We start from the raw sequence: 17,160 nt of genomic DNA, 5'->3' as shown, positions 1-17,160 counted from the left end.
AGGACGGGCCGCCGACAGCCGTCGCCCGATTTTCGGGCCCCCTCACGACACGTAGCGACGCGACCGGCCGTTCAGCTGCGACTCCTCGAGCAGCCGGTAGCCCTGCTCCACCTCGGGCGGCACGACCCGGCGTTCGCGAGCCACCCACCGGGCACCCCGCAACGCGTCGAGAACGCCCTGGGCGGTCACGCGGTCGCGCGGCAGCCGCACGAGGAGCCTGGCCGTGCGGCGCACCGCGCTTCCGAGTGGTCGTCGGAGCCAGGTGAACCACAGCGTGTTGCGTATGCCGTGTCGTCGCCTGAGGTGCGCGTCGCGCAGGACCGAGGCGTGGTGGTGGGCGACGACCTCGGGGACGTAGGCCAGGTGCCACCCGGACCGCACGAGGTCCGAGGCGAGCAGTTCCTCCTCACCGCCCAGCCACAGCCGTTCCGAGAAGCCGCCCGCCTCGAGGAACGCCCGACGGCGCACCACCGACACCCCCGCCAGGAAGCTGAGCAGCGGGTGCCCGGGCAGGCCCGGCGGGCACTCGATCGGGCTCTGCGCCATTTCCTCACAGATCCCGTCGAGCCTCCCGTCCGGCTCGACGCGGATGCTGCCGGTGACGACGGCCAGCGTCGGGTGCGCGTCGAGCAGGTCGGCCGCGAGGGTGAGCGCGCCGGGGTCGTACCACGTGTCGTCGTCGCAGAAGGCGACGTAGGGCGTCGTGGCCCGGTGGACACCGACGTTGCGGCCCACGGCTCCGAGGTTCTCGCCGGCGGTCACGAGCTCGGCGGCAGGGTGTCTGGTCCTGACCATCCCGCTGGTGCCGTCGGACGAGCCGTTGTCGACGACGATCACCGGCGGCTGCTCGGGCAGGCGCTCGAGCGAGGACAGCGTGCGGTCCAGCTCCGCGCAGCGGTTGTGGGTGATGACCACCACCGTCAGGCGCTCGTCAGGTCCTGTCACGGCGGACGCTTACCCCGCCCGTGAGCGCTCAGGCTCGGGACCTGTCCGACCAGCCGACCGGATCGGACAAGACGGACATCTCGGATTGCCCGCTGTGCAGGGCCCTCCCTAGCGTGGCGGGCTCAGGGCCAGAGCCGACGCCGGCGAAGAAGCCGGCAGGAGGAGAACCGACATGCACCTTCCGAGAACCAGGGGCAGGTGGGTGGTCGCTCTCACGACCGCCGGCCTGCTCGCCGGCGCGACCGGAGGGGCGGCGAGCGCGGACTCCGACCACCGGGCCGTCCCGCCGCACCACCGCCAGGTGCTGCCCCTGACCCAGTTCGTCGATCCCTTCATCGGGACCGCCGTGTCACCGACGAGTGGCTACGCCGGCAACGACAACCCGGGCGCCAAGGTGCCGTTCGGGTTCACGAACTTCGGGCCCGACATGCCCAGGACCAACTTCAACGGCTCGGGCGGCTACCTGAACCCGCCCGGCGCCACGACCGGACGGATCAACTTCTTCAGCCTCACTCACCTCAACGGGGTCGGCTGCCCCGGCGAGGGCGCGGTGGGGATGATGCCCTCGGCCACCGCCACACCCGTCGCGTCGAGCACCGGCGTGCCGAGGGGCGTCCCCTTCCACACCGCCACCGAGTCGGCGTCGCCGGGCTACTACGGCGTCACGATGGACGACCAGGTCAAGGTCGGCCTCACCGCCACGACCCGCACCGGTCTGGCGCGCTTCACCTACCCGGACGCCGGCTCGGGCTACTTCTCCATCGACACCCGGCTCAACGGCAACAGCAACCGGCGCACCGAGGCCGGCAAGATCACGCCCGACCACGTGTCGCTCGAGGTGGGCAACCACGGGCGCGTGCTGTCCGGCATGGCCGTCGCCCCGGCCTTCTGCACGCCCTACGGCACGCCCTGGAACTCCCCGGTCTACTTCTACGCCGAGCTCGACCGGCCGCTCGCCACGGGCGGGCCGACCGACCCGGCCGGCGTCAACACCGTCCGCGACGGCGCCGCGCTGCTGCACTACGAGCTGCCCGCCTCCGACCCGACGCTCACCATGCGCGTGGGCATCTCGGCGGTCAGCGTCGCGAACGCCAAGCTCAACCTGCACACCGAGAACCGGTCCTCGTCCTTCGAGCAGACCCGGCGCGCGGCCGAGGCGGCGTGGAACACCCGGCTCAACACCGTGCAGGTCGACCGGGCCGCGAACCCCGGTGCGCTCACGGCAGCGCAGCGTGCCGACCTCGTGAAGTTCTACACCGCCCTCTACCGGGTCTTCGGCTCACCGACGGTCTACTCCGACGTCAACGGCGACTTCCGCAGCATGGGAGCCGAGAAGCCTTTCCCCACCGGGGTGGACACGACGGGTGGGGTCGCACCGCGCGCGGTGGCGAACGTCGCCGACTACCGCTACACGCGGCCGGGCGGCGGGCGCGGCGGCTACACCACCCACTACAGCAGCTTCTCGATGTGGGACACCTACCGCTCCCAGGCCCAGCTCCTCGCGCTCCTGGCTCCGAAGGAGTCCGCGGAGATGATGCAGTCGCTGGTGGTGGACGCCCAGCAGTGCGGGGCCTTCCCGCACTGGGTCGACGCGAGCGACGACTCCACGCCCATGGCCGGCGACAACGCCCTGCCGGTCCTCGCCGGCGCGTACGCCTTCGGCGTGAAGGACTTCGACGTCACGACCGCCGCCAGGCTCGTCAAGCAGTCGGTCTTCGACCCGTCGAGCGCCTGCAACGGCAACAAGAGCATGGCCAGCTCGGAGCAGTACCTCCGTGACGGCTACTACCCGAGCCCGGAGTGGTCCTCGAGCAACATCGAGCGCTGGAACAGCGACCGCGCCGCGGCAGCCTTCCTCCAGGCGCTTCCCGCGTCGGTCCGCCACGACCCCCGCGTCCGCGTCACCGACGCCGACCTGGCCAAGCTCTACGACCGAGCCGGCTGGTGGCGCAACATCTTCGACCCGGCCACCGGCAGCATCGCCACCCGAGAGGCGCCGACGACACCCGGCACGCCCGGCAGGCTGCTGCCGGGAACCTTCCACGAGTCGACCGAGCCGAACTACTTCTGGTCCTTCGGCTACGCCTGGACCGACCTCGTCGAGGCGATCGGCGGCAAGGAGCAGGCCGTCGCCCGCCTCGACCGGCTCTTCTCGGTGGACTCCTCGCTGTCGACCACGCCGACCATGCAGCAGCTCAACGGCGGCCAGGACTCGGACACCTTCTACATGGGCAACGAGATGGGCTTCAACGCTCCGTGGGCCTACAACTGGGCAGGCTCTCCGGCCTCGACGCAGTACGTCGTGCAGAAGCTCATGGACGTGACGTTCGGCACCGATCGGGACGGCCTGCCGGGCAATGACGACATGGGCGCGCTGTCGAGCTGGTACGTCTTCGCGGCCCTCGGGATGTACCCGACCGTCGCGTCGGCCCCCGGGCTGGCCCTGTCCACGCCACGGTTCCCCGCGGTGACGCTGTGGCTCGGCAACAAGCCGCTGCGCCTGCAGACCGACCGGGACGCCACCGCGAGCCCGTTCATCGCCGGGCTCTCGCTCGACGGCAGGGCGTATGCGAGCTCCTGGCTGCCGCTTCGCGAGGTGCACCGGGGTGGCCGGCTGGCCTTCACGCTGGCGTCACGCCCGACCGGCTGGGCGGCCTCCGACGCGGTGACCCCGCCGTCCGGGCCGGATGCCGACTACAGCAGGCCGACGGCCGACCGGACGGCACTGACCGGACGGCACTGACCGGACGGCACTGACCGGACGGCTTCCGGCCAGGAAAGACCGAGAGGGCCCGGTGGCAGCGCGCGTGAGCGGCTGCCACCGGGCCTTCGCCGTACCACCGGGCCTTCGCCGTACCACGGGGCCCTCTGGTGCGACCGGGGCCCCAAGCGCCTCGGCCGTGCCTCAGCCCTCGGGAAGGGCCTCGAAGGCCGCCTTCGTGTCGCGGTACCAGCCCATCGACTGCCTGGGGTGGCGCCAGCGGCTCTTCATGGCATCGCGGGCCTGCTGGTGCGTGGCGTCACCGGCACGCTCGGCCTCCTTGAGGTGTCGGTCCTGGGCCTTGATGACCTCGTCCGCGTTCTCGCCGCGGTGCGCGACGTCGCACGGTCCACCGAGGTCTCGGCAGCTCATCGTCTTCATGGTTCGACTCCTTCGATCGGTGCTCTTGCCCTGATGACGAACGGGACGCGCGAAGTGTGACGGCGCCTTCGCAAGGTCGCTGTTCCCGCGACGAGGACGGCAGCGGTCAGAAGCCCCGACAACTCCGAGGGCTCCTGAACGCACCGGCTGTGCGCCTGCCATGATCGCCGGATGCGTGCCGTCGTCGTCGATGCCGTCCGAGCCCAGCCGCAGGTCCGCGAGGTCCAGGCGCCCACCGCCCCGCCCGGCGGGGTCGTCGTGGAGGTGGCGGCGACCGGGCTGTGCCGCAGCGACTGGCACGCCTGGGCGGGGCACGACGAGATCGCCTTCCCGCACGTCCCGGGACACGAGCTGGCCGGCGTGGTCACCCAGGTGGGTGACGGCGTGCGCCGGTGGTCGGTGGGTGACCGGGTGACGGTGCCCTTCGTCTGCGGCTGCGGCCGGTGCGAGTGGTGCCTGGCCGGCGACGCCCAGGTCTGCCCTCACCAGGAGCAGCCCGGCTTCACGCATTGGGGATCCTTCGCCGAGCAGGTGGCCCTGCACGCCGCGGACACGAACCTCGTCGCCGTCCCGGACGCGGTCGACCTCGCCACGGCGGCGAGCCTCGGCTGCCGGTTCGCCACCGCCTACCGTGCCCTGGTCGCCCGGGCGCGTGTCCGCGACGGCGAGTGGGTCACCGTCGTCGGTGCGGGAGGCGTGGGACTGAGCAGCGTGATGATCGCCAAGGCCCTCGGTGCACGCGTGGTCGCCGTCGACCGCAACCCGCAGGCGCTCGAGGCGGCGAAGGCCCTCGGTGCCGACCACACCGTGGAGGCCGGGGACACCAGCAGCAGCGGTGACACCGACGTCCCCGCCCTGGTGGCCGAGCTGACCGGCGGAGGCAGCCACGTGTCCGTCGACGCCGTCGGCAGCGAGCAGACCTGCGCCCAGGCGATCCGCGGGCTGCGTCGCCGCGGCCGGCACGTGCAGGTCGGCCTGCTGCCCCCGGTGTCGGGTCACCCCCGCGTGCCGATGGACCGGGTGATCGCCTGGGAGCTGGACGTGCTCGGCAGCCACGGCATGGCCGCGGGCGACTACCCCGGCATGCTGCAGCTCATCGAGCAGGGCCGGCTCCAGCCGCAACGGCTCGTCGAGCGCACCGTCGGGCTCGAGGAGGCGGCCGCCCTGCTCCCCGGCTTCGACCGGGCCGCGGTCGCCGGCATCACCGTCATCGACCCCAGCCGCTGACCGGCCCCGCTGACCGGCCCCGCTGACCGGCCCCGCGCGACCACGGACCCGGCGACACGGCATACGCCATCGGTCAGATGCTGACGGTGGCGCCCATCGAGACGGTGCGGTCCTCGGGGAGCTTGAAGTAGCCCGTCGGTGACGCCGCGTTGTGTGCGAGCGCGAGGAAGAGGCGCTTGCGCCAGGGCGGCATCGTCGTCGCGGCGCCGCGCTCGAGGGAGATCCGCGAGAGGAAGTAGTACGCCGTGTCGGGGTCGACGTCGACGATCTCCTGCCTCCGGCACAGGGCGAGGGCGCGCGGCACGTCCTGCTCCTCCTGGAAGCCGAAGCGCAGCGTGAGGTGCGTGATCGCGTCGTAGGGGTCGCCGAGGTGGTCGAGCTCGATGCGCTCGGCGTCGTCGACGAACGGCACGTTCTCGGAGGAGATGCTGACGATGAGGACCAGCTCGTGGATGACGTGGTTGAAGGTGGCGTTCTCGCGCAGCGCGAGCGGCGTCGAGAGCTTGCCGGGGTGCAGGAACACGGCGGTGCCGGGCACCTTGTCCACCGGGTTGGTGTGCAGCCACTCGATGAAGGGGTCGAGCGGCCCCTCCATCTCGATGCGGCGGTCGGTCACGATGCCGCGCCCGCGCTGCCACGTGAGCATCACCGTCGCGACGAGCGTCGCGATGACGAGCGGCAGCCACCCGCCGTGGGTGATCTTCGTGAGGTTGGCCGCGAAGTACGTCAGCTCCAGCGCCGCGAGCGGGATGCCGAGCAGCAGCAGCCGCCGCCGGCTCCAGCCCCAGGCGGCCTGCGCGTGGATGAGGAAGAGGGTCGTGGTGATGAGGAACGTGCCCGTCACCGCGAGGCCGTATGCCGTCGCGAGGCGTTCCGAGGACCCGAACAGCAGGAGCAGGGCCATGACCCCGACGTAGAGCGTCCAGTTCACGGCGGGGACGTAGATCTGGCCGCGCTCGCGGTGCGAGGTCTGCCGCACCGTGAGTCGGGGCAGGTAGCCGAGCCGCTCGGCCTGCCTCGACACCGAGTAGGCCCCCGAGATGACCGCCTGCGAGGCGATGATGGTCGCCGCCGTCGAGAGCACGACCAGGGGGATGCCGAGCGCGTCGGGAGCCAGGTGGAAGAAGGGGCTCTCGGCGGTCGACGGGTCCTTCAGGATCAGGGCGCCCTGTCCGAGGTAGTTGAGGGTCAGGGCCGGGAAGACGACGAGGAACCAGCCCCGCCGGATGGGGGCCCGGCCGAAGTGCCCCATGTCGGCATAGAGCGCCTCGGCACCGGTGATCGACAGCACGACCGCGCCCATCGCCACGAACGCGACGACCGGGTGCTCGACGACGAACAGCACCGCGTAGTGCGGCGACAGCCCCGCGATGACCGAGGGGTCCCGGACCACCTGCGCCCCACCGAGGACCGCGAGCACCGCGAACCACAGCGCCATGATCGGCCCGAAGAACCGGCCGACGAGCTCGGTGCCGAAGCGCTGGCCGGCGAAGAGCAGCGTGATGATGACCGCCCCGACCGGGACGACGAGATGCGCGACGCCCGGGCTCGAGACCCCGAGGCCCTCGATCGCCGACATGACCGAGATGGCGGGGGTGATGACGCTGTCGCCGTAGAAGAGCGAGGCCCCCAGAACCCCGAGCAGCATCACCAGGCCGAAGCGCCGGCCTCCCGGGCGGACCGCCGTGCGGGCCAGCGCGGCGAGGGCCATGACGCCGCCCTCGCCGTCGTTGTCGGCCCGCAGGATGAAGACGACGTACTTCACCGAGACGATGAGCGTGACCGACCAGAAGACGAGCGAGATGACGCCGAAGACGTCACCGGGGGTGGTCGCCACCATGTTGTGGTCGATCGAGAAGACGGTCTGCAGGGCGTAGAGCGGCGAGGTCCCGATGTCGCCGAAGACGACGCCGAGCGCTCCCACCGTGAGGGCGGCCAGGCCCGCATGGGGGCGCCGAGAGGTGCTGGTCACGAGGAGCCATCCTTGCACCCCCGGGCGACGGGCGATTCCTGCCGGGAGGGTGACGGCATCAGGGTTGCGTCAAGATTCGTCAGGATCCCGGCGAACTGCTGCGGCAGGCCCGGGGCAGGAGTTGGGTGGAGATATGACGCACAGCTGGTTCGCCGCGCACCGGGTCGCCGTGCGCTGGCTGGCCGTGCTGCTGCCGGTGGTCGTCGGCGCAGCCCTGGTGCTCGTCCGCGACAGCATGAGCGGGGCGGCGGCGGCCATGGTGCTCGTGCTGGCCGTCGTCGCAGCGGCGGCGACCGGCGACCGGATCGCCGGCGTGGGCGCGGCGCTGTCGGCCACCGCGAGCTTCGACTTCTTCCTCACGGTCCCCTACTACACGCTGGCCATCACCTACCGGGACGACGTCCAGCTCGCCGTCACGCTGGTCCTCGTCGGCCTCGCGGTCACCGAGATCGCGATCTGGGGGCGCCGGCAGCAGGCGGCGGCGCTGCGGCGCGACGGCTACCTGCAGGGCCTGGCCCACCTGCTCGACCTGCCGCCGGAGGCCGACGAGACCGAGCGCGGACGGGTCATCGCGGCGGCCGTCAACCAGGTGCTCGGTGCGGACCGCACCGAGTGGGTGCCGTACCCGCCGGACGCGGACGACGCCGTCGTCGAAGCCGACGGGGAGGTACGCGCCGCCGGGGCGGTGCTCGACGTGCGCCGCGTGGGGCTGCCGACCGACGGCTACACCGCGATCCCCGTCCGCGTCGCGGACCACCCGGTGGGTCACTTCCGGATCGTCACGTCGACCCGCGTCGTGCACCCCGGCGCCGAGCAGCTGCGCGTGGCCATGCTCCTCGCGGACCGCATGGGAGCGCTCAGCAGCGCGACGTGACCCTGCCAGGCTCGGCGGCTCGAGGCGTACGCGGGCTCGTCCTCGGGCGGGCACCCGGGGGACGTTGGGCCCTGCCGGGTGGGACCGACATCGCGACATGCTGGTGGTGGAGGCGAGCATGAGGTGGGCGACGGGGTTATGGACCGCCGGGGCGCGGCGGCGCGTGCCGGCGGTGGTGGCGACGCTCGGACTGGTGGGGTTGCTGAGCGGCGTGGCCGCGTGCGGCTACGCCGCCCCGGGCCACGTCGAGGTCGGGGCGGGCGACGTCGTCTCACGCTCGAGGAGCGTCGGTGACTTCACCGAGGTGCAGGCCGGCGGCGGCATCTCGCTCACCCTCGCGCAGGGGCCCCACGCGGTGGTCGTCACCGCGCAGCCCAACCTCGTCGACATCACGAGGACCGAGGTGTCCGGGTCGCGCCTCACCGTCGACACGACGAGTGGGTTCGCCAGCCCCGACGGCATCACCGTCGCCGTCACCGTGCCACGGCTGACCGTCCTCGAGCTGTCCGGCGGGGCGAGCGCGTCGGGCAACGCGGGCCGTGCCGGCACCCTCACGGTGCAGATGTCCGGCGGGGCGCGCACGACGGTCTCTGGAACCGTGACGCGCCTCGACCTCCACGCCAGTGGCGGAGCCATCCCCGCCCTCGGCGACCTGCACGCCACGACGGCCGCCGTCGACCTCAGCGGCGGGGTGGTGGCCACCCTCGACGTCACCCAGTCCGTCACCGGTTCCGCGTCCGGAGGCGTCGTGCTCATCCTGACGCGCCGGCCCGCCCGCACCGGCGTCGAGACCTCCGGCGGTGCCGTGGTGCGCACCCCGTGAGCGCGGACGCGGAGTTGGGCGGCGACGGCGTCACCCGGGCACCGGAGGACCGCCTCGACCCGCACCGGGCGGCGGCGATCGTCGACGTCTTCGTCTACGTGGTCGTGCTCAACCTCTTCGTGGAGTACCTCCCGGCGGTGATCAGCGAGACGTTCACCCTGTCGCTGCTCACCGCGGTGCTGCTCAAGGTCATCCTCGAGGTCGTCGTCGCCGTGAAGAACCGGGTCAGAGCGCGCTACCGCCGGGCGTCCGGACCCGCGGGGAAGCTCGTCGCTGCATCGCTGCTGTGGGTCGTGCTCTTCGGGAGCAAGTTCGTCGTGCTGGAGGCTGTCGCGCTCGTGTTCGGCGACCGGGTCACGCTGGGCGGGTTCGCGTCGGTGACCCTGCTCGCGATCGCGCTGCTGCTCTCCCGCGCGTTCGTCCGGCGGCTGCTGCGGACGCCGCACCGGACACCGCTGGGAGCGGACGCACCCCGGAGACGCGGCGGTACGCATACGCAAGCGTGAGCGCGGGGAGTCGGGGCCCGTTCCGGAGGCTAGTCAGGCAGGCAGCGCATCTCGAGGAGCGTGTAGCCCAGGTCCTGGAACCGGTCGATGACCCCGCGCAGGTGCGCGGTGTCGAGGATCTCGCCGTAGAGGACGCTTCCCCGCGCCCCCACGGCCACCGTGGACTCACGCAGCTCGGGAAACGCCCATTGCGCGATGTCCGCGAGACGCTCGGCAAGGATGAACTCGTAGCGCACGGCGGGCTCCCATCACACCCTCGATGGCAGGTACCACCCATGCTCGTCGGGGCTCCCTGCGCCGGCCTCACCCAAGCCGGGTGAGCGATGGGACGTCCGTCACGTCGCGGATGGACGCAACCGGCCACGCGCCGGGAGCTCCTCGGCTACCGTCGAAGACACGGGGGCCCGCCGGACTTGGCGGAGTCCCCTCACTGCTGGAGGTTTCCATGCGACGGTTGTCACGCGCACGGACACACCGGGCCTGGCCGACGACGATGCCGTCACCGGCTGCGGCCACGGACGGCGAGAACAACAGGGCCGGCCCCGTGGGAGAGAGCGCGGTGCGGCCAGAGCGTGCGGAGCAGACGCGATGACGACGGCCTCGGGGGCTGTCGTGACGCCGAAGCACCGCAGGCCCGCCGTCACGGCGCGGACGGTCCGCCGGGCCGCGCTGCCGGCGCCGCGCGCCCTGGCAACGGCCGTCGAGCGTGACGCCGGGACCGTGGTGCTGGTCGCCGGGTCGGCCGGGACCGGCAAGACGACGCTGCTCGCGACGTGGGCCCGGGACCTCGAGAGCCGCGGGGACGCCGTCGGGTGGGCGAGCCTGGACCGCGACGACGACGAGCCGAGCGTCCTCGCGCAGAGCATCGCCGAGGCGATCCGCGGGGCACTCGCGACCGGACCGGACCGCCGGCCCACGTCACCCGACGGAGCCGACGAAAGCGACGCGAACGACGGGGACAGCGGGGGCAGCGAGAGCAACGACGGCGGTGCTCGCGTTCCCACGCTCGACGGAGCCGCCAAGCCCCGGGTGCTCGTCGACGAGGTGGTCCGCGTCGCCGCCTCGCGTGACCGGCAGCTGTGGCTGCTGCTCGACGACGCGCACGTCGTCCGGTCGGCGACCAGCCGAGCCCTCCTCGACCGGCTGATCCGCTGGGCGCCGGCCAACCTGCACCTCGTCATGGCGACCAGGTCCGAGCCCGACCTGCACCTGGCGCGGCTGCGCGTCGAGGAGCGCCTCGTCGAGCTGCGCGAACCCGAGCTGAGGTTCTCCCTCGACGAGGCCGGCGAGCTGCTGCGGCTGCACGGCCTGTCCCTGGACGCCGGCGACGTCGACCGGCTCCACCAGCTGGCCGAGGGCTGGCCCGCCGGGCTGGGCCTGGCTGCCATGTCGCTGTCACGGGGACGGGACACCGACACCTTCCTGCAGGAGTTCGCCCACAACGACAGGGCCATCTCCAGCTACCTCGTCGAGGAGGTCCTGTCCACCCTCGAGCCCGACGCACGGGAGTTCCTCGTCACCACCTCGGTCCTGGACCGGGTGGACCCGGATGCCGCCGCCGCGCTCACCGGGCGCCCGGACGCGCGGGCGATGCTGCTCGAGCTGTCGGCCGACAGCGCCATGGTGACTGCGGTCCCCACCGGAACGGCTGCGCCCGACACGTTCCGCTACCACTCGCTGCTGCGCAGCCACCTCGCCGCGCTCCTCGCCTCCCAGGGGTCCGGCCGGTTGCGCCGGGCCCACCGGGCGGCGGCCCGCTGGTACCTCGCCTCGGGCCGGCCGCGACAGGCGCTGCACCACGCCCGGGAGGCCGGCGACGACGCGCTCGCCTCGGAGGTGATCCGGCGCCAGGCGCTGCACCTGCTGACCGAGGGGCAGGCGGACGAGGTGCGGCGCACCGTCGCCGAGCTCGCCACCGAGGACCCACTGGTCACCGGCATGGCTGCGCTGGCCCTGGGCGAGCTCGCCGACCCACAGGCGGCCCGGGAGGCCCTGGACCGGCTGAGCGAGCGGATGCCGGAGGCGCGAGGCGCCGTCGCCCTGGGCCGCGCGGCCGGTGGCGGCTCGCCACCCCTGCAGGACCTCGTGTCGCTGGGCGGCCGGATGCTCGCGCTGATCTCCAGGCCCGCGGAGCCGCAGGGCAGCTCGCGGGCGCGGACGGCAGCGCCGCGAACGACCTCGGTGCGCTCGCTGGTGGGCCGGGCGCACCACGCCTCGGTTGCCGCCGTCCCGTCGGGGCGTTTTGGGCCGTCGGGTCCGCCGGGGTCGGGGCGGTCGCGGCTGTCGGGGTCGGCGTCGCCGGGGCCGTCGGGACACGCGGGAGCAAACGGGTTCGCACCTGAGGCCGGACACGGCGTCGGTCATGGGGTCGCCAATGGGGTCGGACACGTGGCCCGAAGTGACGCCTGGGAGCACCACGCTCTCGACTTCTCCCTCCTGGCCGGCCTGACAGACGGTGGCGAGCTCCTTGCTGCGGGTCGGTTCGACGAGGCGAGCCGGGCCTTCCGCGACGTGCTGGAGACGGCGCGTCGGACCGGGCACGAGCTCGTCGCGCTGCAGGCCATGAGCGGGCTGGCGTCGGTGTGCGCCGGAGCCGAGGACTTCCAGGGCGTGGACCTGTGGTCCGGCCGGGCCCTGCGGATGGCGGAGGGCACGCCGTGGCAGCGCTCGCCGCGGCTGCTGCCGGCCTACGTCCTGGCCGCTTGGTCGGCCTACCACCGCATGGACGACGACGCGGCCCGCCGGCGCAACGACGTCGCGCGCACCCTGCTGGCCGAGTCCGCCTCGCCGGTCGACGGAGGTCCGGGACCGGACGAGGGCTCCCCGCGGCAGCGTGGTCTCGCGCAGCTGGGGAGGATGAGCCGCCTGCTGGACGCGCACCTGGCCCTCGCCGTCGACCGCAGCCCGAGCTCGACGTATGCCGTGGCCCGGTCCGTGAGGGCCGACGTGCGGGCCATCGCGACGCAGTCGCTCACCGAGGGGATGGCCGCGAACGAGGTCGTCTCCATCCACGAGCTGCTCCTGCGGGCCGGGTGCGCCCGAATGGCCCCCGAGGTCGAGGACGTGGCAGCGCACCTGGGCATCGACCCGCTCCGGCTCTGCGTCATGACGGCCCTGCGGCTGCTCCACGAGGGCGATGACGACGCCGCACGCGAGATCGTGCACGACGTACTGGCCGAGCCGGACGCGGCCTCCTGGCGCGACGTCGTCAAGGCCGAGCTCATGGCAGCCGTCCTGGCCTCACGCCGGGGGCAGCCCTGGCGGTCCCACGAGCTGCTCGTGGCCGCGATGGAGCGGGCCGCGCCGGAGGGGGCCGTGCGGCTCGTCGTCGACACCGTCCCGGGCGTGCCGGACCTGCTGCTCGCCGACGCCGGGCGGTTCGGACCGCTCGAGCGGTTCGCGAGCGACCTGCTCGAGCACGTCGCGGAGGCCAGGCCCGTGCCTGCCTCCCGCCGGGAGGGACGGCTGACGGCGCGCGAGCTGTCACTGCTGCGCGAGCTGCCGTCGCTGCTGACCATCAAGGAGATCGCGGCCGCCCGTTCGGTCAGCGCCAACACCGTCAAGACCCAGCTGCGCTCGATCTTCGACAAGCTCGGCGTCTCCTCCCGGCGCGAGGCCGTGGCGGCCGGCCGCCGGCTCGGCCTGCTCTGATCCCGGGAACCCGGCAGGTCACCCCTGCCGGGTGATCAACCCGGAAGCGGTGGCGCGGCCGGCGTGATGCCGTGCCGACGAACCGACCGGTGCGCTGACGATGTGGTGGTCGTCGGGGCCTCACCGCACGGCGATCGCCAGCAGGTCACGGGCCGGTTCGGACAGCCGCTGGTCGGCCCGCCAGACCCCGGTGAGAGGCCGGCGCAGGTCGAGCCGGTGCGGCACGGACACGAGCCGGCCCGTCTCGAGCTCGCCGCGGATCGACAGCTCGGACACCACTGCCGGTCCGACCCCGGCCATCACCGCCCCGAGCAGGGCCGTCGTCGACGTCGCCTCCAGCGCGACCTGGGGCTGGTCACCCAGTGCGGCCTCGAACGTGCTGCGCGTGCCGCTGCCGGGCTCCCGCAGCACCCAGCGCGCGGCCGTCAGCTCAGCCTGGTCGAGTTCAATGCGACGGCGGGCCCACGGGTGTGTTCGTGCCACCACGACGACCAGCCGGTCGCGCCCCACGGTGCGGCTGGCAAGGCCGGCGGGCAGGCTCGTCGACTCGACGAAGCCGATCTCTGCAGCCCCCGAGCGCACGGCGTCGGCCACCGACTCGCTGTTGACGACCTGCAGCACCGGGCGCGTCGCCGGACGCGTCGCGTGCAGCTCGCCGAGCCAGCGTGGCACCAGGTGCTCGGCGAGGGTCAGGCTGGCGGCGATGTGCAGGTTGGCCGAGCGGCTCTGGCTCAGCGCCTCCATGGAAGCGCGCATGGTGTCCACAGAGCCGAGCACGTCCCGGGCCCACGCGACCACGGCCTGCCCGTCGGTCGTCAGCGTCGCCCCGCGCGAGGAGCGCCGGACGACCGAGAGCTGCCAGCGCGCCTCGAACTCCCGGATGCGCGCGCTGGCGGCCGGCTGGCTGATGCCCTGCAGCCTCGCCGCGGCCGTCAGGCTCCCGGCCTCGACGAGCGCGGTGAGCAGCCGCAGCGTGTCCAGCTCGAGGTCAGCAGGCATGTCCGTCCTTCGTCCGTCGCTTGTCGTTCTCGCTCCCGAGCCGACAGTTCGCGACACAGCAGAGGATCTCCAGTCATAACCCATCTGGATGGTTCGTGCGTGATGAGGGTCTTCTGGGCGTTCCGCGAGGACGCGAAGGTGGACTCATGCCCACCACCGAGCGCACCGTCCCAGCCGTCTGGCGCATCGCGCCCCCGCTCGTCGCAGCGCTCGCCGCCACGCTCGTGAGCCGGTTCGTGCCGCTGCCGGGCCCCCTGCTGCTCGCCCTCATCGTCGGCGCGGTCGTGGCCAACACGGCGTGGTCACGCTCGGCGGTGCTCGACGGGCACGCGTCGGTGACCCGGCTGCTGCTGCGCATCGGCGTCGTCATGATCGGCCTGCGGCTGCCCATCGGCGACATCGCCGCGATCGGGCTGCGCGGCGTCGCCGTCGTCGTGCTCACCGTGTGCGCCACGTTCGTCGGCACCCGGCTCGTCGGTCGGCGGCTGCGGCTGGACGAGGGCTTCGTGACCGTGCTGGCCACCGGCTTCTCGATCTGCGGTGCGGCCGCGATCGCGGCCGTCTCCGACACGGTGCGGGTGCGCCAGCGCGACGTCGCGCTGGCCGTGGCGATGGTGACCCTCTTCGGCAGCGGCATGATCATCGCCCTCCCCTGGCTCGCGCACGCCCTCGGGCTGACGGTCGAGCAGTCGGCGATCTGGGCCGGCGCGAGCATCCACGAGGTGGCCCAGGTCGTCGCCGCCGCCTCGATCGTGGGCACCGGAGCCGTCGCGATCGCCACCACGGTCAAGCTCGGCCGGGTGGCGTTGCTCGCCCCGACCTACGGCTTCGTCGCCAAGGGCAGCCAGGCTGCCGGGAGGTCCGTGCCGCTCGTCCCGTGGTTCCTCGCCGGCTTCCTCGTCGCCGTGGTCCTGCGCTCGACCGGGATCGTGCCGGCCGGCGCCCTCGCCGTGGCCGACGTCGTGACGAACGTGCTGCTCGCCGCCGGGATGTTCGGGCTGGGGCTCGGCTTCCGGCTCGCCGACCTGTGGCCGGTCCCGCGCCGGGCGCTGGCGCTCGCGATCGCCTCGACCGTCATCGCAGCCGGGGTGTCCCTGTCCCTCGTCGTCGCGCTCTACTGACCACACGTTCCGAGGGCGTGTGGCGTGGCGTCCCGAGGGCGTATGCCGTGGCGTCCCGAGGGCGTATGCCGTGGCGTCCCGAGGGCGTATGCCGTGGCGTCCCGAGGGCGTGTGCCGTGGCGCCCGCCGGCGGGTCAGCCCACGCTCTGCACCTCGAGCTCGCCGGCGGCGTACCTGCTCCGCAGCACCTTCTTGTCGAACTTCCCGACGCTCGTCTTGGGCACCTCGTCGATGAGCGCCCACCGCTCGGGCACCTGCCAGTGGGCGACGCGCCCCTCGAGGAACTCGCGCAGCTGCTCGACCGTCACGTCGGCGCCGGGGCGCAGCACGACGGAGGCCAGGGGCCGCTCGCCCCACCGCTCGTCCGGCACACCGACGACCGAGGCCTCGAGCACGTCGGGGTGGGCCATGATCGCGTTCTCGAGGTCGACGGAGCTGATCCACTCCCCGCCAGACTTGATGACGTCCTTGGCCCGGTCGGTCAGCTCGAGATAGCCGTCGGCGGAGAGGCGGCCGACGTCGCCCGTGCGCAGCCAGCCGTCGTCGAACTTGGCCGCCATCTCGTCGAGCTCGGACTGCGGCTCGGTGCCGTTGGAGTAGTAGGAGCCGGTGATCCACGGCCCGCGCACCTCGACCTCGCCGACCGACTCGCCGTCGGCGGGCACGACGTCTCCGTCGGGCCCGACGAGCCGGGCCTCGACACCGCAGAGGATGCGGCCCTGCGAGGACTTGTAGCGCCAGTACTCCTCGGAGCCGGGCTCCACCCGCGCCGGCGGCAGCGCGAGGGAGGCGACGGGCGAGGTCTCGGTCATCCCCCAGCCGTGGACGATGTCGATGCCGTGCCGGTCGGCGAACGCCCGGATCATCGCCGGCGGCGCGGCCGAGCCCCCGACCATGAGCATCCGGCACGACGACACGTCGGTCTCGTGGTTGTCGAGGTGGTGCAGCAGGTCGTTCCAGATCGTCGGCACGCCGGCGCCGCCGGTCACCCGCTCCGCGGCGATCATCGCGGCGAGCGGCTCGGCCTGCAGGTAGCGGTCCGGCATGACGAGGGTGGCGCCGGTGACCATGGCGCTGTAGGGGTAGCCCCAGGCGTTGGCGTGGAAGAGCGGCACGACGATGAGGAACCGGTCGGCCTGCGTGATCCCGAGCGAGGACGCGACACCCATGGCGTGCAGGTAGTTGCTCCGGTGCGAGTAGACGACGCCCTTGGGGTGGCCGGTGGTCCCGGAGGTGTAGCACATCGACGACGCGTCGTTCTCGTCGATGTCCTCGGGCCAGTCGAAGGTCGTGGGCTCGTCGGCGATGAGGGTCGCGAGGTTGTGGACGCCCTCGACATGCTCTGCGAGCGCAGCGGTGACGGCACCGTCGACGGGGCCGTTGACGATGACGTGGCGAACCTCGGGCAGGTGCGGCAGCAACCGCGAGAACGCCTCTGCCAGCGTGTTGTCCACGATGACCACCTGACTGCCACCGTGCCGGGTCACGTAGACGAGCTGCTCGGGGAAGAGCCGGATGTTGAGCGCGTGCAGCACCGCACCCATCGACGGCACGGCGAGGTAGGCCATCAGGTGCTCGGCGTTGTTCCACATGAAGGTGCCGACCCGCTGGTCCCCGGTGATGCCCAGACCTCGCAGCGCGTGGGCGAGCTGGACTGCCTGCCGGCCGAGCTCGCGGTAGCTGGTGCGGCGGGCGCCCTCGCCCGTCCACGTGACCACCTCGCTGTCGCCGTGCATCGTCGTGCCGAAGCGCAGCAGCGACGAGATCAGCAGAGGCGAGGTCTGCATGGTGCTCTTCATGTGCTGAGACTGCCACCAGCGGGACGGGACCGCACCCCCTTCGACAGACGCCCCCTCGCCGGCGTCTGGTGCGTCACAGTCCGGCGTCCGGCTGCACCGTG

General features: G+C 72.8%; 13 protein-coding genes. 7 read left to right on the top strand and 6 right to left on the bottom strand.

The window, feature by feature from the left end; all coding sequences use genetic code 11:
• Positions 1-42: 42 nt before the first annotated feature.
• Positions 43-945: a glycosyltransferase gene (locus tag AB0316_RS18455; RefSeq protein WP_366274517.1), complete on the bottom strand. Its 903-nt coding sequence runs from the start codon at positions 943-945 to the stop codon at positions 43-45.
• Positions 946-1,147: 202 nt separating this feature from the next.
• Here AB0316_RS18455 and AB0316_RS18450 point away from each other — a divergent pair, with 202 nt between their 5' ends.
• Complete coding sequence (locus AB0316_RS18450) at positions 1,148-3,688, top strand: GH92 family glycosyl hydrolase (protein ID WP_366274516.1); 2,541 nt, start codon at positions 1,148-1,150, stop codon at positions 3,686-3,688.
• A 162-nt stretch (positions 3,689-3,850) separates the two neighbouring features.
• Here AB0316_RS18450 and AB0316_RS18445 read toward each other — a convergent pair whose 3' ends face one another.
• On the bottom strand, positions 3,851-4,087 hold the full coding sequence (locus AB0316_RS18445) for a DUF1059 domain-containing protein (protein WP_366274514.1): 237 nt from the start codon (positions 4,085-4,087) through the stop codon (positions 3,851-3,853).
• 171 nt (positions 4,088-4,258) lie between these two features.
• On the opposite strand from AB0316_RS18445, the gene AB0316_RS18440 reads away from it, so the two are divergent.
• Positions 4,259-5,314 carry a zinc-dependent alcohol dehydrogenase family protein gene (locus AB0316_RS18440; protein ID WP_366274513.1) on the top strand — a complete coding sequence of 352 codons (1,056 nt, stop codon included), beginning with the start codon at positions 4,259-4,261 and terminating at the stop codon, positions 5,312-5,314.
• Between the two features lie 73 nt (positions 5,315-5,387).
• Here the strand turns inward: AB0316_RS18440 and AB0316_RS18435 are convergent, their stop codons facing one another.
• Positions 5,388-7,286 carry a potassium transporter Kup gene (locus AB0316_RS18435; protein WP_366274511.1) on the bottom strand — a complete coding sequence of 633 codons (1,899 nt, stop codon included), beginning with the start codon at positions 7,284-7,286 and terminating at the stop codon, positions 5,388-5,390.
• A gap of 133 nt (positions 7,287-7,419) precedes the next feature.
• On the opposite strand from AB0316_RS18435, the gene AB0316_RS18430 reads away from it, so the two are divergent.
• From AB0316_RS18430 to AB0316_RS18420, 3 genes are all read left to right on the top strand, one after another.
• A complete protein-coding gene (locus AB0316_RS18430) occupies positions 7,420-8,160 on the top strand; it encodes a DUF4118 domain-containing protein (protein WP_366274509.1) in 741 nt (246 codons plus the stop codon).
• Between the two features lie 118 nt (positions 8,161-8,278).
• Positions 8,279-8,983 (top strand): DUF2807 domain-containing protein, encoded by a 705-nt coding sequence (locus AB0316_RS18425; protein ID WP_366274507.1) that lies wholly within the window; start codon positions 8,279-8,281, stop codon positions 8,981-8,983.
• Complete coding sequence (locus AB0316_RS18420; protein ID WP_366274505.1) at positions 8,980-9,489, top strand: hypothetical protein; 510 nt, start codon at positions 8,980-8,982, stop codon at positions 9,487-9,489. The genes AB0316_RS18425 and AB0316_RS18420 overlap by 4 nt, the downstream gene beginning before the upstream one ends.
• A 29-nt stretch (positions 9,490-9,518) precedes the next feature.
• On the opposite strand, the gene AB0316_RS18415 is transcribed toward AB0316_RS18420, so the two are convergent.
• Positions 9,519-9,725: a hypothetical protein gene (locus AB0316_RS18415; RefSeq protein ID WP_366274504.1), complete on the bottom strand. Its 207-nt coding sequence runs from the start codon at positions 9,723-9,725 to the stop codon at positions 9,519-9,521.
• A 352-nt stretch (positions 9,726-10,077) separates the two neighbouring features.
• Between AB0316_RS18415 and AB0316_RS18410 the strand changes: the two genes are divergently transcribed.
• On the top strand, positions 10,078-13,140 hold the full coding sequence (locus tag AB0316_RS18410; RefSeq protein WP_366274502.1) for an AAA family ATPase: 3,063 nt from the start codon (positions 10,078-10,080) through the stop codon (positions 13,138-13,140).
• A 120-nt stretch (positions 13,141-13,260) separates the two neighbouring features.
• On the opposite strand, the gene AB0316_RS18405 is transcribed toward AB0316_RS18410, so the two are convergent.
• Positions 13,261-14,139: a LysR family transcriptional regulator gene (locus tag AB0316_RS18405; RefSeq protein WP_366274501.1), complete on the bottom strand. Its 879-nt coding sequence runs from the start codon at positions 14,137-14,139 to the stop codon at positions 13,261-13,263.
• 146 nt (positions 14,140-14,285) lie between these two features.
• Here AB0316_RS18405 and AB0316_RS18400 point away from each other — a divergent pair, with 146 nt between their 5' ends.
• Positions 14,286-15,260, top strand: coding sequence for a putative sulfate exporter family transporter (locus AB0316_RS18400; protein WP_366274499.1), 975 nt, complete (start codon positions 14,286-14,288; stop codon positions 15,258-15,260).
• 134 nt (positions 15,261-15,394) lie between these two features.
• Here AB0316_RS18400 and AB0316_RS18395 read toward each other — a convergent pair whose 3' ends face one another.
• A complete protein-coding gene (locus AB0316_RS18395; protein ID WP_366274498.1) occupies positions 15,395-17,059 on the bottom strand; it encodes a fatty acid--CoA ligase in 1,665 nt (554 codons plus the stop codon).
• Between the last annotated feature and the right edge of the window lie 101 nt (positions 17,060-17,160).

Source organism: Terrabacter sp. NPDC080008 (assembly GCF_040702505.1).
In the GTDB taxonomy this organism is placed as follows: domain Bacteria; phylum Actinomycetota; class Actinomycetes; order Actinomycetales; family Dermatophilaceae; genus Terrabacter.
The sequence above is the reverse complement of the archived record's forward strand: the minus strand, read 5'-3'. Positions and strand labels throughout refer to the sequence as shown.